21 protein-coding genes are annotated in these 20,646 nt (G+C 56.6%); 12 read left to right on the top strand and 9 right to left on the bottom strand.

Annotation, left to right across the window (positions count from 1 at the left end; genetic code table 11):
• Positions 1-34: 34 nt before the first annotated feature.
• Positions 35-361, bottom strand: a complete 327-nt coding sequence (gene nirD / locus EPG66_RS17515) for a nitrite reductase small subunit NirD (RefSeq protein ID WP_064704155.1) — start codon at positions 359-361, stop codon at positions 35-37.
• Entirely contained in the window at positions 358-2,898 is a 2,541-nt protein-coding gene (gene nirB, locus EPG66_RS17510; RefSeq protein WP_182687658.1) for a nitrite reductase large subunit NirB, read from the bottom strand. The genes nirD and nirB overlap by 4 nt, the downstream gene beginning before the upstream one ends.
• 217 nt (positions 2,899-3,115) lie before the next feature.
• On the opposite strand from nirB, the gene EPG66_RS17505 reads away from it, so the two are divergent.
• The gene (locus tag EPG66_RS17505; RefSeq protein WP_031593898.1) at positions 3,116-4,393 is read left to right on the top strand and encodes a cytosine deaminase; all 1,278 of its coding nucleotides are present in this window, start codon (positions 3,116-3,118) and stop codon (positions 4,391-4,393) included.
• A gap of 35 nt (positions 4,394-4,428) precedes the next feature.
• On the opposite strand, the gene tsgA is transcribed toward EPG66_RS17505, so the two are convergent.
• Positions 4,429-5,607, bottom strand: a complete 1,179-nt coding sequence (gene tsgA / locus EPG66_RS17500; protein WP_010253099.1) for an MFS transporter TsgA — start codon at positions 5,605-5,607, stop codon at positions 4,429-4,431.
• Between the two features lie 261 nt (positions 5,608-5,868).
• On the opposite strand from tsgA, the gene ppiA reads away from it, so the two are divergent.
• The 5 genes from ppiA (at position 5,869) to argD (ending at position 9,213) form a co-directional block, all read left to right on the top strand.
• On the top strand, positions 5,869-6,441 hold the full coding sequence (gene ppiA, locus EPG66_RS17495; protein WP_003852970.1) for a peptidylprolyl isomerase A: 573 nt from the start codon (positions 5,869-5,871) through the stop codon (positions 6,439-6,441).
• A gap of 99 nt (positions 6,442-6,540) precedes the next feature.
• The gene (locus EPG66_RS17490) at positions 6,541-6,711 is read left to right on the top strand and encodes a YhfG family protein (RefSeq protein ID WP_071941047.1); all 171 of its coding nucleotides are present in this window, start codon (positions 6,541-6,543) and stop codon (positions 6,709-6,711) included.
• Entirely contained in the window at positions 6,701-7,294 is a 594-nt protein-coding gene (locus EPG66_RS17485; RefSeq protein ID WP_022624052.1) for a putative adenosine monophosphate-protein transferase Fic, read from the top strand. The genes EPG66_RS17490 and EPG66_RS17485 overlap by 11 nt, the downstream gene beginning before the upstream one ends.
• 41 nt (positions 7,295-7,335) lie before the next feature.
• The gene (locus EPG66_RS17480; protein ID WP_039388916.1) at positions 7,336-7,911 is read left to right on the top strand and encodes an aminodeoxychorismate/anthranilate synthase component II; all 576 of its coding nucleotides are present in this window, start codon (positions 7,336-7,338) and stop codon (positions 7,909-7,911) included.
• Between the two features lie 81 nt (positions 7,912-7,992).
• On the top strand, positions 7,993-9,213 hold the full coding sequence (gene argD / locus EPG66_RS17475) for a bifunctional acetylornithine/succinyldiaminopimelate transaminase (RefSeq protein ID WP_182687656.1): 1,221 nt from the start codon (positions 7,993-7,995) through the stop codon (positions 9,211-9,213).
• A gap of 1 nt (position 9,214) precedes the next feature.
• Here the strand turns inward: argD and EPG66_RS17470 are convergent, their stop codons facing one another.
• Both EPG66_RS17470 and crp read right to left on the bottom strand, forming a co-directional pair.
• Positions 9,215-11,290 carry a YccS/YhfK family putative transporter gene (locus EPG66_RS17470; protein WP_083070469.1) on the bottom strand — a complete coding sequence of 692 codons (2,076 nt, stop codon included), beginning with the start codon at positions 11,288-11,290 and terminating at the stop codon, positions 9,215-9,217.
• 57 nt (positions 11,291-11,347) lie between these two features.
• Entirely contained in the window at positions 11,348-11,980 is a 633-nt protein-coding gene (gene crp / locus EPG66_RS17465) for a cAMP-activated global transcriptional regulator CRP (RefSeq protein WP_003852956.1), read from the bottom strand.
• Between the two features lie 303 nt (positions 11,981-12,283).
• Here crp and EPG66_RS17460 point away from each other — a divergent pair, with 303 nt between their 5' ends.
• Positions 12,284-12,688, top strand: a complete 405-nt coding sequence (locus EPG66_RS17460; RefSeq protein ID WP_010253071.1) for an OsmC family protein — start codon at positions 12,284-12,286, stop codon at positions 12,686-12,688.
• A 479-nt stretch (positions 12,689-13,167) separates the two neighbouring features.
• On the opposite strand, the gene EPG66_RS17455 is transcribed toward EPG66_RS17460, so the two are convergent.
• From EPG66_RS17455 to EPG66_RS17445, 3 genes are all read right to left on the bottom strand, one after another.
• Positions 13,168-14,037, bottom strand: a complete 870-nt coding sequence (locus tag EPG66_RS17455) for a phosphoribulokinase (RefSeq protein WP_039388919.1) — start codon at positions 14,035-14,037, stop codon at positions 13,168-13,170.
• A 61-nt stretch (positions 14,038-14,098) separates the two neighbouring features.
• On the bottom strand, positions 14,099-14,317 hold the full coding sequence (locus tag EPG66_RS23080; RefSeq protein WP_010253066.1) for a YheU family protein: 219 nt from the start codon (positions 14,315-14,317) through the stop codon (positions 14,099-14,101).
• Between the two features lie 4 nt (positions 14,318-14,321).
• Positions 14,322-15,338 carry a hydrolase gene (locus EPG66_RS17445; protein ID WP_182687654.1) on the bottom strand — a complete coding sequence of 339 codons (1,017 nt, stop codon included), beginning with the start codon at positions 15,336-15,338 and terminating at the stop codon, positions 14,322-14,324.
• Positions 15,339-15,395: 57 nt separating this feature from the next.
• On the opposite strand from EPG66_RS17445, the gene EPG66_RS17440 reads away from it, so the two are divergent.
• A complete protein-coding gene (locus EPG66_RS17440) occupies positions 15,396-15,998 on the top strand; it encodes a LysE family translocator (RefSeq protein WP_010253059.1) in 603 nt (200 codons plus the stop codon).
• Between the two features lies 1 nt (position 15,999).
• Here EPG66_RS17440 and EPG66_RS17435 read toward each other — a convergent pair whose 3' ends face one another.
• A complete protein-coding gene (locus EPG66_RS17435; protein WP_031593718.1) occupies positions 16,000-16,980 on the bottom strand; it encodes a LacI family DNA-binding transcriptional regulator in 981 nt (326 codons plus the stop codon).
• A 236-nt stretch (positions 16,981-17,216) separates the two neighbouring features.
• Between EPG66_RS17435 and tauA the strand changes: the two genes are divergently transcribed.
• The 4 genes from tauA to tauD are packed head-to-tail and all read left to right on the top strand — an operon-like array spanning position 17,217 to position 20,631.
• On the top strand, positions 17,217-18,194 hold the full coding sequence (gene tauA / locus EPG66_RS17430; protein WP_010253052.1) for a taurine ABC transporter substrate-binding protein: 978 nt from the start codon (positions 17,217-17,219) through the stop codon (positions 18,192-18,194).
• Positions 18,195-18,203: 9 nt separating this feature from the next.
• Positions 18,204-18,971: a taurine ABC transporter ATP-binding subunit gene (gene tauB, locus EPG66_RS17425; RefSeq protein ID WP_039388921.1), complete on the top strand. Its 768-nt coding sequence runs from the start codon at positions 18,204-18,206 to the stop codon at positions 18,969-18,971.
• Positions 18,968-19,795, top strand: coding sequence for a taurine ABC transporter permease TauC (gene tauC / locus EPG66_RS17420; protein ID WP_010253046.1), 828 nt, complete (start codon positions 18,968-18,970; stop codon positions 19,793-19,795). The genes tauB and tauC overlap by 4 nt, the downstream gene beginning before the upstream one ends.
• Positions 19,792-20,631 carry a taurine dioxygenase gene (gene tauD / locus EPG66_RS17415; RefSeq protein ID WP_010253043.1) on the top strand — a complete coding sequence of 280 codons (840 nt, stop codon included), beginning with the start codon at positions 19,792-19,794 and terminating at the stop codon, positions 20,629-20,631. The genes tauC and tauD overlap by 4 nt, the downstream gene beginning before the upstream one ends.
• The last annotated feature ends 15 nt before the right edge of the window (positions 20,632-20,646 follow it).

The following is a 20,646-nucleotide window of genomic DNA, read 5'->3' as shown; positions in this document are numbered from 1 at the left end:
AAAAAAGCCCGCGGAGGCGGGCTGTTGACGGGAGTTACAGGCAGACTTCGACCTGTCCGGCATTGACCCGCACCGGCCAGGCCGCCACGGAGCGCGTTTCATCCTCCATGCAGTAGCCATCGCTAAGACGGAAACGCTGCTTTTTCAGTGGGCTGGCAACCCAGAGCGCATCCTGATGTTCAGCAATAATGCCGCGTGACAGCACGCTGGCTCCGGCAAAGGGATCGATATTGCTGATCGCATAGAGCTGCTCATCGTTGCGGGGACGGAAGATAGCAACCTGCTGGCCTCTGACCAGCGCGCAGACGCCCGTGGCGGGCAGGATCTGCGTCAGCGGGCACACCGGATTCCACTGGCTCATGATTCGGTCTCCTCAATCAGGGTCACGGCAATGCGTTCATCGGCGCGTGCCGGGCGGTGCTGGTCGCGCTCCGCGACCCGCTGCACGCCAGGATCGCGCTGCGGCGAGTTGATAAAGTGGGCAAAGCGTGTCAGGTGATCCTTATCTTCCAGCGTCGCTTTCCATTCGCAGCTGACGCTGGTACGCAGGGCGGCCAGCTGCTGCTCCATCTGGCCGTTGAGGCCAAGTTTGTCATCCACGATCACCTTACGCAGATAGTCGATGCCGCCTTCCAGACTCTCCAGCCACAGCGAGGTGCGCTGCAATTTGTCGGCGGTGCGGATATAGAACATCATGAAACGGTCGAGATAGGTGACCAGCGTCTGCTGATCGAGATCGGCCGCCAGCAGATCGCCATGGCGCGGTTTCATGCCGCCGTTGCCGCAGACGTAGAGGTTCCACCCTTTTTCCGTCGCGATAATGCCGACATCCTTGCCCTGTGCTTCCGCACATTCGCGGGTGCAGCCAGAGACGCCAAACTTCATCTTATGCGGCGTACGGATGCCTTTGTAGCGGTTCTCCAGCATCACGCCGAAGCCGAGGCTGTCACCCACGCCATAACGGCACCAGGCGCTGCCAACACAGGTTTTCGCCATCCGTAACGCCTTGGCGTAGGCCTGGCCGGTTTCAAATCCGGCGTCGATCAGCTGTGACCAGATGGCGGGCAGATCGTCTTTCTGCGCGCCAAACAGACCGATGCGCTGAGAGCCGGTAATTTTGGTGTAAAGCTGATAGCGCTCGGCGATCTCGCCAATCACTTTCAGTCCCTGAGGCGTGATTTCACCGCCGGGCGAGCGCGGGATCACCGAGTAGGTGCCATCTTTCTGGATGTTGCCAAGATAGAGGTCGTTGCTGTCCTGTAACGGCGCGTGCTGGGGATTGAGCACATACTCATTCCAGCAGGAGGCGAGCAGTGAGCCAACCACCGGCTTGCACACTTCACAGCCGTAACCCTGACCATAGCGGGCCAGCAGTTCGTCAAAGGTTTTAATCTCCTCTACCTGAATCAGGTGATAAAGCTCCTGGCGTGACCAGGCGAAGTGGGCGCAAAGATGATTATTGACCTCAATGCCCTGACGACTGAGTTCACTGTTGAGAACCTGGGTGATCAGTGGGATACAGCCACCGCAACCGGTGCCGGCACGGGTGCTGCTTTTCAGTGCTGCCACGGTATGACAGCCACCCTGAACCGCCTTAATGATGTCGCCTTTACTGACGTCAAAACAGGAGCAGATTTGTGCGGTATCAGGCAGAGAATCGACGCCGATGGCCGGTTTATCACCGCTGCCGGCTGGCAGAATCAGCGCTTCCGGATTAGCAGGCAGCGGAATACCATTCAGCACCAGCTGCAGCAGGTTGCCATAGTCGCTGGTGTCACCCACCAGTACGGCACCCAGCAGGGTTTTCTGATCTTCACTGATAATCAGGCGCTTGTAGATCGATTTGCTCTCATCCAGCCAGACCACGCTGCGTGCGCCTGGCGTAGTGCCGCGCGCATCGCCAATGCCTCCGACATCGACACCCAGCAGCTTCAGTTTGGCGCTCATGTCCGCGCCGGTAAACGCATTGTCGCGGCCCAGCAGATGGTCGCTGGCGACCTGGGCCATTTTGTATCCCGGCGCCACCAGGCCATAGACACGATTCTGCCAGGCAGCGCACTCACCGATGGCGTAAATGGTGGGATCGCTGGTCCGGCACTGGTCATCAATGACAATGCCGCCGCGCGGACCCAGGGCTAATCCACACTGCTTCGCCAGCTTGTCCTGCGGCCGGATACCGGTCGAGAAGACGATAAAATCGACCTCCAGCGCGCTGCCATCAGCAAACTGCAGCGTTTTGCCGCCGTGCTCGTGATGCACAATCTGTCGGGTATTTTTACCGGTATGGACCCGCACACCCATCTGCTCAATCTTGCGGCGTAACTGCGCACCGCCTTGCTGATCTAACTGCTCCGCCATCAGCACCGGCGCAAATTCAATAACGTGGGTTTCAATGCCCAGATTTTTCAGTGCGCCCGCCGCTTCCAGCCCCAGCAGGCCGCCGCCAATCACCGCACCGCGTTTGCTGCGGCGCGAACAGGCTTCGATGGCGTTGAGATCCTCGATGGTGCGATAGACAAAGCAGTCGCTGCCTTCAGCACCGTTGATTGGCGGGATCCACGGATAAGAGCCGGTGGCAAAAATCAGCGTATCGTAATGCACCGCGCGACCGGTACTGGAGTGAATGAGCTTCTCATCACGGTTGATCGTGATGGCGCGTTCACCCAGCAGTAGATTGACCTGATGTTTGTCGTAATAGCCTTCACGAACCAGCGACAATTCTTCAGCGGTGTGATGGGAAAAGTAGGCGGACAGGTGGACACGATCATAGGCGACACGGGGTTCTTCACAAAAGACGGTCAGCGAAAACTGGTCAGGTTCCGCTTTCTCTAGTAATTCTTCTATGAAGCGGTGGCCGACCATGCCGTTACCGATAACGACGACATTGTGCTTGCTCATTTTTGCCTCAAATTTGCGATATCTGCGGCTACAATAGCGCGCCGTTTCCGGCACTTATTGATATACATCAACCACGACGCCATATACCTATTAAGAGGTATGTGGTTGATTTGAGGTAATTTTTTCTGGTGCGGATAACCCGCTGATTATTCGGGCTTGCGGCGGGTCACCTGAATCGTGTTAGTTTTAAAACACAAAACCGGAAAAGGAGTCGGCAATGATGTCACCTAAGTGGATCAATAACGTGCGTTTACCCTGGCGGGATGGGTTATGGCAGATCGCCATCGCCGATGGCAAAATTGCCCGGCTCTCAGCCCAGCCGCAGCACGCTTCACCGGCGGATGAATCGCTGGACGGCGAGGGTGGCTTAGCCTGCGCGCCTTTTATTGAGCCGCATATTCATCTGGATACGACCCAGACCGCTGGCGAACCCGCGTGGAACCAGTCCGGGACGCTGTTTGAAGGCATTGAGCGCTGGGCTGAACGCAAAGCCATGCTCAGTCATGAAGATGTTAAGCGGCGGGCGATGCAGACGCTGAAGTGGCAGATTGCCAACGGCATTCAGTTTGTCCGTACCCATGTTGACGTTTCTGACCCGTCACTGACGGCGCTTAAAGCGATGCTGGAGCTAAAGGCAGAGATGGCGCCGTGGATCACTATCCAGATTGTTGCTTTTCCCCAGGAGGGTATTCTCTCTTATCCCAACGGTGAAGCGTTGCTGGAGGAGGCATTGCGGCTGGGCGCGGATGTGGTCGGCGCGATCCCGCATTACGAATTCACCCGTGAATATGGCGTTGAGTCGCTGCATAAAACCTTTGCGCTGGCTAACCGCTATGATCGGTTGATCGATGTTCACTGCGATGAGATCGATGATGAACAGTCGCGCTTTGTGGAAACCGTGGCGGCGCTGGCGCATCGCGATGGCAACGGCGCGCGCGTGACGGCCAGTCATACCACCGCGATGCACTCTTACAATGGCGCGTATACCTCACGACTGTTTCGACTGCTTAAGCTGTCGGGCATTAATTTTGTCGCGAATCCGCTGGTCAATATTCACCTGCAGGGCCGCTTTGATACCTACCCTAAGCGGCGCGGCATTACGCGGGTGAAAGAGATGCTGGAGGCGGAGATTAACGTCTGTTTCGGCCACGACGATGTGTTCGATCCCTGGTATCCGCTGGGCACCGCCAGCATGCTGCAGGTGCTGCATATGGGCTTACACGTCTGTCAGTTGATGGGCTATGAGCAGATTGATGCGGGTCTGGATCTGATTACGCATAACAGCGCGAAGACGCTGCAGCTGTCAGGCTATGGCATTCAGACCGGTAACGATGCCAGCCTGATTATTCTGCCGGCAGAGAGTGGTTTTGATGCGGTAAGAAGGCAGGTTCCGGTGCGCTATTCACTGCGTCGCGGCATCGTGGTGGCAGAGACAAAGCCTGCAGAAAGCGAGATTTACTGGCGGGAGCGGGAGCGTATAGACTTCCGGCGTTAAACAGCAGGGCGGCGATCAATCGCCGCCCTGAATGATTAATGCGTAACGTGACCGTGCGAGCGATGTTTAGTGACCAGCCCCAGCAGGACACACATCACAAACACCACCGCGTAGAGGCCGTTGGCGGTGGCCAGTGCCGTGTGCACGCCGCTCTTCTCGACAATCGGCGCGGTCACCACGAAGGTCAGCATGGTGCCGACGGTACCGCAGGTCAGAATGAAGTTCACCAGCTTCGGTGACGCCACTTTGGTCTGCAGCGAGCCGAGCGTGATGATGGTGGTGTAAATCGCGCTGGAGCTGAAGCCCAACACCATAATGATCCACTTCAGCATGCTGGCATCGCTGCTGCTGACGAACCAGTACATCAGCACGGTAGCCAGTCCCGCCAGCACCATCAGAATGCGTTGCAGATCGAAGAAGCGCAGCAGGAAGCTGAAGGCCCACATACCCACCATATAAGCGGTCCAGAAGCTGCCCACCAGTTGTCCGGCATCATTAATATTCATGCCCATGACTTTGGTGGCATATTCCGGCACCCAGGAGATAAAGCCAAGCTGGCCCAGAATGTAGCAGAGCGCCGCCACTGCCAGCAGCAGCACGCCCACACCCCATTTTTCTTTCTCAACTGTCGGGCTGTTTTCAGGCTTACGCAGCACCGGGAATTCAACAAACAGCGTCATGATGAAGATCGCGACGTAGATAAAGCCGATGCAGACGTAGACCCAGTACCACGGCAGCTGACGCGCCAGCAGAATCCCCGCCAGCACCGGAAACAGCGTGCCCGCCATGCTGAAGAAGGAGTCGGTAAACAGCAGGCGTGAACCACGCTGACGGCCTTCATACATATGGGTGATCAGGAAGGTGCCGATCGACATGGTAATGCCGCTGACCACGCCCAGCACAAACATACAGAGCGAGAAGACGGTCAGATCGCGGCTGGTCATCAACCCGATTATCGCCAGTACCATCAGGACGAAGCCGAAAATCAGCTGACGCTTCAGTGGCACAATCACCATCAGCCAGGCGTTCAGGAAAACCGCAGCCAGGATGCCGCTGTTGAGGAAGGTGAAGGTATTACTCATGCTGGAGATGGGGATCTGGAAATCTTTTGCGATATCGCCCATTACCATGCCGGTAACGATCACCAGCGCGCCGGTAAGCGCGTAGGAGAAGAAGCTTATCCAGGTGAGGCCAATACGATTACGGTTTGTCATGTTCTGAACCTGTTGAGAACCGGGTGCCAAAAAGTGTCAGAAAGTGTAAACGGAACCGTGATCTTAATAAACAACCAGTGAAACCAGAGATCCATATTTCATGTGTTGTGTGATTTTAATCACGTAATTGCCGGGGTTTAACGTTTGCTCCCCCCATTTGCTGCCACAGCGTAAATATAGGTAAAACGCTGGCTCCTGGAATAGAGTCTCTTTACAATCAATCACGTTTTTGTGCCCGCTCTCCCAGGTAAGGAATCTTTCATGTTTAAACGTACTTTAACAGCGGCCATCACCCTGTTAGCGCTCTCTTCCGTTTCCGCCCAGGCGCTGGCTGCAAAAGGTGACACCCACGTTCTGCTCACCACCTCCGCCGGCAATATCGAACTCGAACTGAATAACCAGAAAGCGCCGGTTTCTGTGAAAAACTTCGTTGATTACGTCAACAACGGTTTTTACAACAACACCATTTTTCACCGCGTGATCCCGGGCTTTATGGTGCAGGGTGGGGGCTTCACTACGGACATGCAGCAGAAGCAGACCAACGCGCCGATCAAGAATGAAGCGGATAACGGCCTGCGTAACCTGCGCGGCACGATCTCCATGGCACGTACCGCCGATAAAGACAGTGCGACCAGCCAGTTCTTCCTCAACGTCGCGGATAATGCATTCCTCGATCACGGACAGCGCGATTTTGGCTATGCCGTATTTGGTAAGATTGTGAAAGGTCAGGATGTGGTTGAAAAAATTTCTCAGGTACCGACCAAAGATGTGGGTCCTTACCAGAATGTTCCATCCAAACCGGTAGTTATCCTCTCCGCCAAAGTCCTGCCTTAAGTCCGTTCGTCGCCATCTGCGGATGGCGACCGCCTGCTGCATCCGGCAAAGCCAGAATTTGCTCTTATACTTAGGGCAAAAACCTGAGCAGGAGGCGGCATGGCGAACAAACTCACCGAAAAACAGAAGGTCACCCTGTGGCGACAGCGGCGTAGCGCCAGCTATCAGGCCAGCTGTCGGCTGGAAGGCTTTACGCCAAATGAAACCAGCGTAAACAGCGATGATGCGGCCGCACGTCTGGCGTCACTGAGGAGGCAATATGGACTCTAATACCGCCGTCAGCCAGGATCCCTATCTGTGGCAGCATGACAATGTGCTGAAAAACCTGCCCGATATTCACGATGCCGCGCAGCTGCGTAAGGCGGAACTGAGCTTCAGTGCGGCGCGTGCCGCCACGCTGGAGCTTGGCCCCCGTAATCCTGGACTGCCTTACCTGCGCCAGATCCACCGTACGCTGTTTCAGGACGTCTACAGCTGGGCTGGTGAACTGCGCACTATCGATATCTGGCGCGATGAGACGCCGTTCTGTCATTTCGAATATATCGAAAAGGAAGGTAACGCCCTGATGGCCGCGCTGGAGGAGGAGAAGGGACTCGCTGACCTGCCGCGTGACGCGTTTATTGAGCGTGTTGCCCACTACTATTGCGAAATCAATATGTTGCATCCTTTCCGCCACGGCAATGGTCGGGCGCAGCGGATTTTCTTTGAACAGCTGGCGCTGCATGCCGGTTATCTGCTCTCCTGGGAAGAGACGGACGCTGAGAGCTGGAAAGCGGCGAATCAGGCCGGTGTGGCCGGAGACCTGACTCTGCTGGAGCAGGTATTTGCGAAAGTGGTGAGCGAGGCGGCTTAACCGCGTAGAATAGCGGCGCGGGTAATTATTCTGGACTGGTCATGCTGCTGCTTATCGACAATTACGACTCCTTTACCTGGAATCTTTATCAATATTTCTGCGAGCTGGGCGCGCAGGTTCAGGTGGTGCGCAATGATGCCATCACGCTGGAGCAGATGGCGGCATTACCGCTGACTCATCTGGTGATCTCGCCTGGTCCCTGCACGCCGTCGGAGTCAGGTATTTCACTGGCGGCGATCCGGCATTTCGCCGGTCAGCTGCCGGTGCTGGGCGTCTGCCTGGGCCATCAGGCAATTGCGCAGGCGTATGGCGCGCAGGTCGTGCGTGCGCGTCAGGTGATGCACGGCAAAACCTCTGCGATTCAGCACACCGGCCAGGGCGTGTTCCGCAATCTGAATAATCCGCTTACTGTAACCCGCTACCATTCGCTGATTGTACAGCGCGACTCCCTGCCTGATGCATTCGAGGTGACTGCCTGGACGGTGCGTGACGGCGAGCCTGACGAAATTATGGGATTCCGCCATAAAACCCTGGCGCTGGAAGGCGTGCAGTTCCATCCCGAAAGCATTCTCAGCGAGCAGGGACATCAGCTGCTGCGTAATTTCCTTGAGCAATAAGTTGCCTTTGAGTGATTTTTTATGCATATTTTGTGATTATTATTTCAAAGTTGCACATCAATCATCTAAATGGGGTCATCAATGGCAGCGGAAAAAATTGCGGTCACGCGGGAGACGTTCGATAACGTTATTTTGCCTGTTTATGCACCTGCGCAGTTCGTGCCGGTAAAAGGCAAGGGCAGTCGTGTATGGGATCAGCAGGGCAAAGAGTATATCGATTTCTCAGGTGGTATCGCCGTCACCGCACTAGGACACTGCCATCCTGCGCTGGTGGATACGCTGAAAAGTCAGGGCGAGACGCTGTGGCACACCAGCAACGTCTTCACCAACGAACCGGCGCTGCGTCTTGCCAGTAAGTTAATTCAGGCGACCTTCGCTGAGCGGGTCTTCTTCGCTAACTCCGGGGCCGAAGCCAACGAAGCCGCTTTTAAGCTGGCGCGCTACTACGCCTGCAAACGTCACAGCCCGTTCAAAAGTAAGATCATCGCCTTTCATAACGCCTTTCATGGCCGGACGCTGTTTACCGTCACGGTCGGCGGACAGCCAAAATATTCTGACGGGTTCGGGCCTAAACCGGCGGATATCGTCCATGTGCCGTTCAATGACCTGAACGCAGTGAAAGCGGTGATTGACGATCACACCTGCGCCATTGTGGTTGAACCGATTCAGGGTGAGGGCGGCGTCGTGCCCGCAACGCAGGAATTTATGCAGGGACTGCGTGAGCTTTGCGATCAGCATCAGGCGCTGCTGGTGCTGGATGAAGTGCAGAGCGGCATGGGGCGCAGCGGCAAGCTGTTCGCCTATGAGCATTATGGCGTCCAGCCCGATATTCTGACCTCAGCCAAAGCACTGGGCGGCGGTTTCCCGGTCAGTGCCATGCTGACCACTAACGAGATCGCCTCGACCATGGCGCCGGGCGTGCATGGCACCACCTATGGCGGCAATCCACTCGCCTGCGCCATCGCCGAAACCGCGCTTGATATTATCAATACGCCGGACGTGCTGGCAGGCGTTGAGACACGTCGTCAGCACTTTGTCACGGCGCTGCAGGCCATCGATGCGAAGTATGATCTCTTCAGCGATATTCGCGGCAAGGGTCTGCTGATTGGCGCGGCGCTGAAACCGCAGCATGCCGGTAAAGCACGCGACATCCTGAATGCCGCGGCCGCAGAAGGCGTGATGGTGCTGGTTGCCGGAACCGACGTGATGCGTTTTGCCCCGTCACTGATCATTGAGCCTGCCGACATCGAAGAGGGCATGAGCCGCTTTGCCACGGCCGTCGGCAACGTGCTCAACGGCTAGCTTAGTTTTTACGTAAGCGTCTGATCAGCCAGCGGCCATGTTGCGGCCGCTGGTTCCACGCCAGCGATGAAATGGTGTACATCACGCTCAGATGATCGAGAATGCGCCGTACATGCTGCTCCACCACCGTGATCGGTCCCTCACTGATATTTTCCAGGTCATCCAGCAGGTTAACCTGTGAGCTTTCACCATCATATTCCAGCCGCTGCTGACACCGCTGCAGCGCGATTTCACAGGATTGCAGGTAACGCTCAGCCAGCGAGGCAGTGAGCATGGTGTGCTCCCGCGCCAGAATCGTCATAGCGTTGATATGTTCGACGATAAACTGACTGTGCGTGACCCAGAGCCGCATATCACTCAGATAGCGGGAGTTGAACGCGGGTTCCTGCATCGCCTGATTCAGTGAGTTAAACAGCGCATTGTGTGCCTGATTGACCTTCACGCGCTGATAAGCCAGTTTCTCTGGTGACTGTTCGTCACCCAGCAACAGCCGTAGCGCATCCTGATAGGTTTCCAGTGCATCATGGGCGTTCTGCCGCAGCAGGCCGCTCTGCCACTGCGGCCACAGCCAGAGCATCCCGCCAAAAGCGATCAGACAACCCATCAGCGTATCCATGAGTCGCGGCAGCAGAAACTGCGCGCCATTCAGCGACAGCAATTGCAGCGAGTAAACCGCCGTGACCGTAAAGCCAATCATCGACCAGCCATAGAACTGGCGGGTAAAGCGATAGCTGATAAAGGTAATCGCCAGCATGATCAGCAGTACCAGCGACTCTGGCACCGCCATGCGCAGCGTGGCAGCCGCGATCACCAGACCGGCAAAAGTGCCCAGTGCCCGGTGCTGAATGCGGACACGGGTAGCGCTGTAGCCGTTCTGGCTGACGAACATGATGGTCATCAGGATCCAGTAGGGTTTGGGGATGTTGAAAAACAGCGCCAGCGCGCTGCCCAGCATCAGCATCACCGCAAAGCGGCCGGCAGTGCGCAGGGCCGATGAGCGGAACGAGAGATAACTACGCAGCGCCGGTAACAGCGGCAGACGGCGCTGGCGGTCAGCCATCAGATCGCGCTGATAAAGGGGTTTCTGGGTGCGCAGGACCCGCGCGATGCGGTTGAAGTGGTAAAGGCAGAAGTTACCCACCGGATTGTCGGGATGCTGATGGGCGATTTTCTCCAGCGCGCCGAGCTGTTTATCCATCGCAAAGCGATCGGGTAGCTGGTGATAGAGAATGTTATCCGCCAGCACCCGCAACCGGGCCGAGATGGTTTTGGCATTCCAGCGGATCACCGCTTCGGCGTGGCTCTGTTCGACCAGTTTCTGCACCTCTTCCGGCCGATGCAGGCTGACCGAGATATGTTCCTGCAGATCCAGCGCCACCTGAAAGGCGCGCGTCAGCCGTTTATGGCTGTGATCGCGGCTTGCCGACAGCATATGCATCTGCTGATAACAAGTGTTAATCAGATCGACCACTTTCTGCTGGCGTGCCAGCAGCGGCGGCAGCGCCTTTTCCGGATCGGTCAGCTGCGTCAGCAGGGTATATTTTGCGTCGCAGTAGTTAGCCAGCTCGCGGTAGATCAGGCTCAGGCTTTCGCGCATCGGCTGCTCTTTCCACAGCCAGAACCAGAACCAGTTAAACAGCCCGTACCACAGCGTGCCACCGATATAGAGCAGCGGGGGGACATAGATTGGCATGCGGCCAATCAGGCTCAGGGTAAAGATGGCGGCAATCAGGGTGCCGGGCAGCAGACGACCATGTAGCGGGCTGATCTCCCCGGTAACGCCGAGCAATAAGGGCATGGCAAACAGGATGAGCGGCAGCGGAATAGCATGCAGGGTGAGCCACTGCATCAGAAAGCTGCCGAGGGCAAACAGGCTGCCGCCAACAATCAGGCGTTTGAAGAAGCGTTTATGCGGGGTATCCAGACCGGCAATGTTGCAGCAGGCGGGCACTAATGAGAACAGCAGACCTTTTTGCAGGTCGCCAGCCAGCCAGCCCAGCGCCACTGGCAGACAGAGCACCAGCGTTTGCCGCAAGGCGTAGTTAACTTCAGGATGGTAAATAATTCGACGCCACATCGGCCCAACACAAACAATAACGGCGTGATGTTGCCATCACGCCGTGGGTGACAGGAATTAGCGGGTGCCGTAAACGACGATGGTTTTGCCGTGTGCGGAGATCAGGTTCTGATCTTCCAGCATCTTCAAAATACGGCCCACGGTTTCACGTGAACAACCAACAATCTGGCCAATTTCCTGACGAGTGATTTTAATTTGCATGCCGTCGGGATGCGTCATGGCATCTGGCTGCTTCGCCAGGTTGAGCAGGGTCTGTGCAATGCGTCCGGTTACGTCGAGGAAAGCGAGGTTACCCACTTTTTCAGACGTCACCTGCAGGCGACGCGCCATCTGCGATGAGAGTCGCATCAGGATGTCAGGGTTAACCTGGATCAGCTGACGGAATTTCTTGTAAGAAATCTCCGCCACTTCGCACGCGCTTTTCGCACGTACCCAGGCGCTGCGCTCCTGGCCTTCTTCGAACAGGCCAAGTTCACCAATAAAATCGCCCTGATTCAGGTAGGAAAGAATCATCTCTTTGCCTTCTTCATCTTTAATCAGAACCGCGACGGAACCTTTCACGATGTAGTAAAGCGTTTCTGCTTTTTCACCTTGGTGAATCAGCGTACTTTTGGATGGATACTTGTGAATATGGCAATGGGACAGGAACCATTCGAGTGTAGGGTCTGTTTGCGGTTTGCCGAGAACCATTCGCTATTATCCTCTGTTGTAATCGTGCCCAAAATACAGGGGGCAGTTTTCCCTGTCAGGCGGTGAAAGCTTCAAGCGTTTCCATTTCAGGAAAGTATTCGGGCCGCATCAGGCGCAGTGCGCATCATCCTTCCCGGCTTCGTCATCGGGTGACGAAAAATATTTTCAGCACTGTTTGTAGCACAGCTTTTGCCGACTGTCTTCTGTTGTCTCGCTTCAGCTACGGGCGGATTTCTCTGGATTGCTGTTTACCAGGCGAAAGCGTACTCTGGCGACAAAACAGCGTATTCCGGAGCAAAAATCATGCAGGCAAGAGTGAAATGGGTAGAAGGGCTGACATTCCTCGGAGAATCCTCATCCGGCCATCAGATACTGATGGATGGAAATTCGGGTGATAAAGCGCCCAGCCCAATGGAGATGGTGCTGATGGCGGCGGGCGGATGCAGCGCGATTGACGTGGTATCAATTCTGCAAAAAGGCCGAAACGATGTGGCTGATTGTGAAGTAAAACTGACCTCAGAACGTCGTGAAGAGGCGCCGCGAATCTTTACGCACATCAACCTGCATTTTATCGTGAGTGGTAAAGCGCTCCAGGATAAAGCGGTCTCACGCGCTGTGGATCTTTCTGCTGAAAAATATTGCTCTGTGGCCATCATGCTGGGTAAAGGCGTCAACATTACGCATAGCTATGAAGTGATCGAACTTTAGTAGCCTCAGGGGCCAATGCGGGCCTTTTAACTTCATCTGCAAGATCTGGTTTGGTCCGCTGTCAGACTGTGCCTGCGCAGGGAACCGGGTCAGATCGGAAAGACGCAAAAACCGCCATCCATGGCATGCTCGGCCCGCGCCGTCCCTGGCGCGGGACGCTTTCCTCTTCTGACCCGGTTCCCTGCGTGTTAAGCTTTTTCGCTGCTGTAAGATTCATCCTGCCCAAAGTTTGTTTGTAGCGACCTTCCTGAAACCGGATGCGGTTGCCGGACGTGAAGCGAAGGGAGCATATACCTGTAGCAAAGCATAGCGGGCCAAGGATGGCCCGCGCTGAGCCTGCCAGGGATGGCGGTTTTGCGTCTTTGCGAAAGGTGTATGCTCCCTGAAGCCTGCTTAGCGGTAAGTCTTTAGCCGCAGGAAAGCCAGTTTTACCATCTTTATGAAAGACATCTGCTCTCAGAGCGGTTTTTGCTGGCCTCTTACTCTATTCGCTTGCCTTCCATCAGCCGCTTCACCAGCGGGCCCATAATCAACTCCATCGCCAGACCCATTTTGCCGCCAGGCACCACCAGCGTATTGATGTGCGAGATAAACGAGCCCTGCAGCATCGCCAGCAGGTAGGGGAGGTCGATATCTTCCAGCGCCTGGAAGTGGATCACCACAAAGCTCTCATCCAGTGACGGAATAGCGCGGGCAGCGAACGGGTTTGAGGTATCGACCGTCGGGACGCGCTGGAAGTTGATATGGGTGCGTGAGAACTGTGGTGTGATGAAGTTGATGTAATCTTCCATCGAGCGCACTACCGAATCCATGACCGCTTCACGTGAATGGCCGCGCTCGCCGGTGTCGCGCACCAGCTTCTGAATCCACTCCAGGTTCACAATCGGCACCACGCCAACCAGCAGATCAACCTGTTCTGCTACGTTGTGCTGCGCCGTCACCACGCCGCCGTGCAGCCCTTCGTAGAAGAGAATATCGGTGTTCTGCGGCAGCGGTTGCCACGGCGTAAAGGTGCCGGGCACCTGATTCCACGGCACCGCTTCATCGTAGGTGTGCAGATATTTACGCGACTGCCCCTGTCCGCTCTGACCATACTCTTTAAAGCTCTGCTCCAGCAGGCCAAAGTCATTGGCTTCCGGGCCGAAGTAGCTGACATGACGTCCTAAATCGCGCGCCTTACGAATCGCCATATCCATTTCAGGGCGGGTAAAACGGTGAAAACTGTCACCTTCCAGCTCTGCCGCATGAAGATCGAGCTGCTGAAAGATTTTGCGAAACGCCACGCTGGTGGTGGTGGTCCCTGCGCCGCTGGAACCAGTCACCGCGATAATGGGATGACGTGCAGACATAGAAAAGCTCCCTGTGAGGTCGGGCAATAGGCATTGTTAACACGAAATGCCGTTGGGTGCATCAGCCACGAAATTCTTTGCGCGGCATGATATTGACCGATTCGTGCAGTTCCGACCACACCAGCACCACTTCACCCGTTTCCAGCTGACGTCGCACATCGGCCACCTTGTCGATCAGGCTGCGTTCCTGCTCGCCATAGTCCGTGCCTTCGCGCAGCACAAAGGTTTCAATCAGATTTTCAAGGGTCTCAGGTGAGACCTGTTGCCAGGGAATAATCACGAGTTCAGTTATCCAGAAAAGGGGCGATCCACTGGGGGATACGCTGTTCCAGCCACATTTCAGGCTGGCGTAATGTCCCACCAACAAAACCTACATGGCCGCCGTGTGGTGTCAGTTGATAAGTAATAGTGGCAGATAATTGGCTGCTGTGCGGGATCACCTCATCACTCATAAAAGGATCATCTTTGGCGTGAATGATCAGCAGCGGTTTCTCTGCGTGCTTCAGCCAGGGCATGGCGCTGGCACGATGATAGTAATCGGCCGCATCCAGAAAACCGTGGGCGCGGGCGGTAATGGCATCATCAAAGTCGCGCAGTCGCCGTAGCGCTTTCAGCTGCGCCAGATTGACCGGCAGCGTATCCGGCCAGGCGTGCAGTTTGCGGCGGGCATTTTTCTTGAGCTGCGCCAGCAAATAGTATTGATAGACGCGTGAGAAGCCGCTTTCCAGTTTTAGGCTACAGGGCTCCAGCTGCAGCGGAGCGGAGACAATGACCCCCGCGTCTACCTCAGCGGCTGCGCCCTGCTGGCCCAGCAGGCAGCCCAGCATGTTACCGCCCAGCGAGAAACCGACCGCGGCGGTGGGCACGCGGCCCCAGCGGGTGCGCAGCCAGTGCAGAAAAAAACGGGCATCTTCGGTTTCGCCGGAGTGATAGATACGGTTGAGCCGATTCGGTTCGCCGCTGCAGCCGCGAAAATGCATCACCACCGCCAGCCAGCCGCGCGCACGGCAGATCGCCATCAGGCCATGAATATAGGGGCTGTGAAAACTGCCCTCCAGTCCATGAAACAGCACCACGCGCGGTTTATGCTGCGCGAACTGCGGGTCTTCACTCCAGGCGAGATCGACGAAGTCGCCATCCGGCAGGTCGAGACGCTGCCAGTGGGGATCGCTCGCGATACGACGACGTAACAGGCGCGGCAGCAGGGTCTGCAGGTGCGCGTTACGCAGACTCTCAGGTGGCGTGAAGTGCTCGTTTTCTGGTCCGGTAAATTTCATGTGGTAAAAGCTTGTCTGTTCCATATCACACTGTTAGCTTCGATAAGTTTTTTCTTGCAGGGTAAGGAGTACCCGATTGCCATGGAACTGAGTCTTTTCTTATCAATGTTGGGATTTCTTTGGGTCGCGGCCATTACGCCCGGGCCTAATAATATGTTACTCACCGCCTCGGGCGCTAATTTTGGCTTTATGCGCACCATTCCGCTGATGATTGGCATCATGATCGGGATGCAGGTGATGCTGCTGATGGTGGCCTTTGGCGTCGGCGGGCTGATCCTCCTCTATCCTTCGCTTCACCTGGTGCTGAAAATCGCCGGTAGCCTCTATCTGCTCTGGCTGGCGTGGAAGATAGCGACGTCCAGTTATGAGAAGCTGGAAACCGATCAGGCGCCGGATGCGCCGATGCCCTTCTGGCAGGGCGGCTTGTTGCAGTTGATCAATCCCAAAGCCTGGCTGATGGCGCTGGGCGCGGTCGCCAGCTTCAGCCTGGCCGGTGACGCGTATCGCCATTCAGTGATGGCGATAAGCATCGGCATGTTTCTGGTTAATCTGGTATCGGGTGTTATCTGGATGGGATTTGGTGCAATGATCGGCCGCATTCTGCGCAGCCGTCGCGCCTGGAAAATCTTTAACCTCGCCATGGGGCTGCTGACCGCTGCCTGCGTGCTGTTAATCTGGCACTAAGTTAGCTGGATGCGCGTTCAACGCGCGTCCAGGGCAGCACCTCGCGGATGACTGGCGCATTAGCGTTGCGGATCTTCTGTAGCAGCAATTGCACGCTACGCGCTCCCAGCTGGTTCATCGGCTGCTCGATGGTCGTCAGCGGCGGATTCAGGCTGCGGGTAAACGACACGCCATCAAACCCGACCACCGCCAGATCTTCCGGCACGCGCAGACCCGCTTCCAGCGCCGCATGTACCACGCCTACCGCCAGCACATCTGAAACCGCAAACACCGCATCCGGCGGTTCCGGCAGCGCCATCAACTCTCTTAGCCCCTGACTGCCCGCCTCACAGGAGATTTCGTAAGTGTAGGAGACGCCGGACCACGCATACCCCAGCTCCTCAATCGCCTGCCGGTAGCCCTTTTCACGATGATGCGAGTAAAGGTAACGCATGTCGCCATTGATCAGCCCGATGCGTTTACGCCCTTTACCGGCAAGGTAGTGGACGGTATCGCGTGCGGCTTCAAGGTGATCAATGCTGACCGAGGAGGCGGGAATATCCGGATCAAATTCGCAGCACTGCACCCAGGGCGCCCCGGCGATGAGCGCCTGCAAATCCTGTAAACCGGAGGCCGCATCCATAGTAATTACGCCATCCACCACTTTCCCGGTCAGCAGGGAGAGATAGGCGGCTTCACGCTGGAGCTGCGAGGCTGAGTTACAGAGCAGGATGTGATAGCCGTGCAGTTCCGCTTCGGCCTCGATGCCCTGAACCACGCGTGAACAGAAGGGATTGGTGATATCCGAGATCAGCACCAGCAGCATGTTGCTTTGCGACGTACGCAGCTGACGCGCCAGTAAGTTGGGCTGATAGTCGCAGGCAGAGATTGCCGCCAGAACTTTCTCACGCGTATCGGGCTTCACGCCGGGATGCGCGTTGAGAACCCGCGATACCGTGGCTTTGGAGACGCCAGCCAGCTGAGCGACTTTCTCGATCGACATCGGATTCAGAAACCTTAACAGGCAATAATTGGGAACGCATATGAATAGCACAGGGACAATGTGAGCGCCTGACATTTTTGCTTACTTTAGCTATTTTCAGCATTTGCGATTTTTGACTTAGTTTTGCAGATAGTGATCTAAGAACTTATTTCTATTAGGGATAATTTTTAATTCCTTTATGAAACTATAGCTCGCAGAGACACTGCCTCCACTATAAAAACGGTGGGGTAGTGATCATGGCAGCAACACGTTTAACTTTTTTAGCCGCAGCGCTGGCGCTGCTGGCGTTTCGGGCTGATGCGGTCAATGTCACCGTGGCTTACCAGACCTCGGCTGAACCGGCGAAAGTGGCGCAGGCTGACAACAGCTTTGCGAAAGAGAGCGGGGCCAGCGTTGACTGGCGCAAGTTTGACAGCGGCGCCGGGGTATTACGTGCGATGGCGTCCGGTGACGTCCAGATTGGCAATATCGGTTCCAGCCCGTTAGCGGTCGCGGCGGCGCAGAAGCTGCCGATTGAAGCCTTTTTACTCGCCTCTCAGCTGGGCAACTCTGAAGCGCTGGTGGTGAAGAAGAACATCACTACGCCCAAAGATTTAATTGGCAAACGCATTGCGGTGCCGTTCATCTCCACCACCCACTACAGCCTGCTGGCTGCGCTGAAACACTGGGGCATCAAACCGTCACAGGTACAGCTGGTCAATCTGCAGCCGCCAGCGATTATCGCGGCCTGGCAGCGTGGCGACATTGATGGCGCTTACGTCTGGGCACCGGCGGTTAATGAGCTGGAAAAAGAGGGCAAGGTGTTAACCGACTCTGCGGAAGTGGGAAGCTGGGGATCGCCGACGCTGGATGTCTGGGTGGTACGCAAAGATTTTGCGCAGCAGCATCCTGAGATCGTGACCGCTTTTGCCCGCAGCGCGCTTGACGCGCAGCAGGCCTACCTGAACAGCCCCGACAGCTGGCTGAAACAGTCCGATAACCTCAGCAAACTCTCTCGCCTCAGCGGTGTGCCGGAAGCACAGGTGCCCGGTCTGGTGAAGGGCAATACCTACCTCACGGCGCAGCAGCAGGTTGAGCAACTGGGCAAACCGGTCAATAAAGCGATCGTCGATACCGCGCAGTTTCTGAAAGCGCAGGGCCGGGTGCCGCAGGCGGATAATGACTACAGCAGCTATGTGACCTCCCGTTTCGTCGAGCCATTAGTTAAACCTTAAGGAGGCACTATGCTGCGCATCGCTCACCTTAATGCCCGTTATGCCGGACAGCCGGTGTTGCAGGATATCAATCTGCAGCTGGATAGCCATGAGCTGCTGGTAGTGCTCGGCCCCTCCGGCTGCGGCAAAACTACACTGCTCAATCTGGTTGCCGGTTTCCTGCCGGTGGAGTCGGGCAGCATCACGCTGGATAACCAGCCGGTGACCGGGCCTGGTGCGGAGCGCGGCGTGGTGTTTCAGCATGAAGGATTACTGCCGTGGCGCAACGTGCTGGATAACGTCGCCTTTGGCCTGCAGCTGGCGGGGATGTCGCGCACGGATCGCGACACGATTGCCCGCCGGTTAATCAGGCAGGTGGGGCTGGAAGGTGCGGAAAAACGCGCCATCTGGCAGTTGTCCGGCGGTCAGCGTCAGCGGGTGGGCATTGCGCGCGCGCTGGCCACCGATCCACAACTGCTGTTGCTGGATGAGCCTTTCGGCGCATTGGATGCCTTTACCCGCGAGCAGATGCAAACCCTGCTGCTGACGCTGTGGCGCGACAGCGGTAAACAGATTCTGCTGATTACGCACGACATAGAAGAGGCGATTTTCCTGGCCAGTGAACTGATTCTGCTGTCGCCAGGACCGGGCCGCATCGTTGAGCGGCTGCGTCCTGGCTTTGGCCAGCGCTTTGCCGCAGGGGAGTCGTGCCGCAGCATCAAATCCGATCCGCAGTTTATCGCCCAGCGCGAGTACGTGCTGAGCCGGGTATTTGATCAGCGGGAGGCGTTTGCATGAGTGCACTCATCAATGACAAGTCTCTGCCGGTGCGCCGTCGTTTGCGCTGGCCGTTTTCAACCGCCTTTACGCTGAGCATGCTGAGTCTCTCTCTGCTGTTGCTGCTCTGGTGGGGGGTGACCGCGCTGGGCCTGATAGCACCGCTGTTCCTGCCGTCGCCACAGCAGGTGTTAAGCAAGCTGCTGCTGATTGCCAGCGCGCAGGGCTTTATGGATGCCACGCTGTGGCAGCATCTGGCCGCCAGCCTGACACGGATGCTGATTGCGCTGACTGCCGCTGCCGCCATCGGTATTCCGGTAGGGATCCTGATGGGCCTCAGCCCGGTCGCTCGCGGGTTGCTCGATCCCCTGATTGAACTCTATCGTCCGATTCCGCCACTCGCCTATCTGCCATTAATGGTGATCTGGTTCGGCATTGGAGAGACCTCGAAAATCCTGCTGATCTATCTGGCGATTTTCGCGCCGGTGACGCTCTCCACCCTGGCCGGCGTGCGTAACACACAGCAGGTCCGACTGCGTGCGGCTCGCTCGCTTGGGGCTAATCGCTGGCAACTGCTGCGCTGGGTGATTCTGCCAGGCGCGTTGCCGGAGATCCTCACCGGTCTGCGCATCGGTCTGGGGGTTGGCTGGTCAACGCTGGTGGCCGCTGAGCTGATTGCCGCCACGCGGGGTCTGGGTTTTATGGTGCAGTCAGCAGGAGAATTCCTCGCCACCGATGTGGTGCTGGCGGGTATCGCGGTAATCGCCTTTATCGCTTTTAGCTTAGAACTCGGGCTCCGCGCGTTGCAGCGCCGTCTTACGCCCTGGAGTGGAGAACAATCATGAACGAACGTCTCAGTTTTACCCCGCTTGGCCCGTACATTGGCGCGCAGGTCTCAAACCTGGATGTGTCTCGCCCATTGAGTGATGCTCAGTTTGAGCAGCTTTATCATGGCCTGCTGCGTCATCAGGTGCTGTTTCTGCGTGACCAGAAAATAACGCCGGAACAGCACCGCGCGCTGGCAATCCGCTTTGGCGATCTGCATATCCATCCGGTCTATCCGCATGCGGAAGGCGTTGAGGAGATTATCGTGCTGGATACCCATCAGGATAATCCGCCGGATAATGACAACTGGCATACCGATGTCACCTTTATTGATACGCCGCCAGCGATCGCCTTGCTGGCCTCGAAGGTGTTACCGGAGTCGGGGGGAGACACGCTCTGGACCAGCGGCATTGCGGCTTACGAAGCGCTCTCTGAACCCTTTAAGCAGCTGCTGGCAGGTCTCCATGCCGAGCATGATTTCAAAAAGTCATTCCAGGAGTATAAGTACCGCAAAACGGAGGAGGAGCATCAGCGCTGGCAGCAGGCGGTAGCAAAACATCCGCCGGTGCAGCATCCGGTCATCCGCACCCATCCGGTCAGCGGCAAAAAAGCGCTGTTTGTGAATGAGGGCTTTACCACGCGGATCGTCGATTTAAGCGAGAAAGAGAGTGATGCGGTGCTGGGCTTTCTGTTTGCGCACGCCACCAAACCGGAGTTTCAGGTGCGCTGGCGCTGGCAGCCAGACGATCTGGCTATCTGGGATAATCGGGTCACGCAGCATTATGCCAATGCCGACTACTATCCTGCCCGGCGTATCATGCAGCGGGCAACGGTGCTGGGCGATAAACCCCGTTAAAAGAGAATCTCCCCG

The sequence above is a fragment of the Pantoea pleuroti genome, assembly GCF_014156615.1.
GTDB lineage: Bacteria > Pseudomonadota > Gammaproteobacteria > Enterobacterales > Enterobacteriaceae > Pantoea > Pantoea agglomerans.
The sequence above is the reverse complement of the archived record's forward strand: the minus strand, read 5'-3'. Positions and strand labels throughout refer to the sequence as shown.

What these genes read in the sequence shown, in the direction of transcription:
- EPG66_RS17480 (WP_039388916.1), top strand. Translation starts at nt 7,336, where the DNA reads ATGCTGCTGCTTATCGACAATTACGACTCCTTTACCTGGAATCTTTAT.
- tauD (WP_010253043.1), top strand. Translation starts at nt 19,792, where the DNA reads ATGAACGAACGTCTCAGTTTTACCCCGCTTGGCCCGTACATTGGCGCG.
- tsgA (WP_010253099.1), bottom strand. Translation starts at nt 5,607, where the DNA reads ATGACAAACCGTAATCGTATTGGCCTCACCTGGATAAGCTTCTTCTCC.
- ppiA (WP_003852970.1), top strand. Translation starts at nt 5,869, where the DNA reads ATGTTTAAACGTACTTTAACAGCGGCCATCACCCTGTTAGCGCTCTCT.
- EPG66_RS17505 (WP_031593898.1), top strand. Translation starts at nt 3,116, where the DNA reads ATGATGTCACCTAAGTGGATCAATAACGTGCGTTTACCCTGGCGGGAT.
- tauA (WP_010253052.1), top strand. Translation starts at nt 17,217, where the DNA reads ATGGCAGCAACACGTTTAACTTTTTTAGCCGCAGCGCTGGCGCTGCTG.
- EPG66_RS17455 (WP_039388919.1), bottom strand. Translation starts at nt 14,037, where the DNA reads ATGTCTGCACGTCATCCCATTATCGCGGTGACTGGTTCCAGCGGCGCA.
- EPG66_RS17485 (WP_022624052.1), top strand. Translation starts at nt 6,701, where the DNA reads ATGGACTCTAATACCGCCGTCAGCCAGGATCCCTATCTGTGGCAGCAT.
- EPG66_RS17440 (WP_010253059.1), top strand. Translation starts at nt 15,396, where the DNA reads ATGGAACTGAGTCTTTTCTTATCAATGTTGGGATTTCTTTGGGTCGCG.
- argD (WP_182687656.1), top strand. Translation starts at nt 7,993, where the DNA reads ATGGCAGCGGAAAAAATTGCGGTCACGCGGGAGACGTTCGATAACGTT.
- EPG66_RS17470 (WP_083070469.1), bottom strand. Translation starts at nt 11,290, where the DNA reads ATGTGGCGTCGAATTATTTACCATCCTGAAGTTAACTACGCCTTGCGG.
- tauC (WP_010253046.1), top strand. Translation starts at nt 18,968, where the DNA reads ATGAGTGCACTCATCAATGACAAGTCTCTGCCGGTGCGCCGTCGTTTG.
- EPG66_RS17445 (WP_182687654.1), bottom strand. Translation starts at nt 15,338, where the DNA reads ATGGAACAGACAAGCTTTTACCACATGAAATTTACCGGACCAGAAAAC.
- nirB (WP_182687658.1), bottom strand. Translation starts at nt 2,898, where the DNA reads ATGAGCAAGCACAATGTCGTCGTTATCGGTAACGGCATGGTCGGCCAC.
- EPG66_RS17490 (WP_071941047.1), top strand. Translation starts at nt 6,541, where the DNA reads ATGGCGAACAAACTCACCGAAAAACAGAAGGTCACCCTGTGGCGACAG.
- EPG66_RS17435 (WP_031593718.1), bottom strand. Translation starts at nt 16,980, where the DNA reads ATGTCGATCGAGAAAGTCGCTCAGCTGGCTGGCGTCTCCAAAGCCACG.
- nirD (WP_064704155.1), bottom strand. Translation starts at nt 361, where the DNA reads ATGAGCCAGTGGAATCCGGTGTGCCCGCTGACGCAGATCCTGCCCGCC.
- crp (WP_003852956.1), bottom strand. Translation starts at nt 11,980, where the DNA reads ATGGTTCTCGGCAAACCGCAAACAGACCCTACACTCGAATGGTTCCTG.
- EPG66_RS17460 (WP_010253071.1), top strand. Translation starts at nt 12,284, where the DNA reads ATGCAGGCAAGAGTGAAATGGGTAGAAGGGCTGACATTCCTCGGAGAA.
- tauB (WP_039388921.1), top strand. Translation starts at nt 18,204, where the DNA reads ATGCTGCGCATCGCTCACCTTAATGCCCGTTATGCCGGACAGCCGGTG.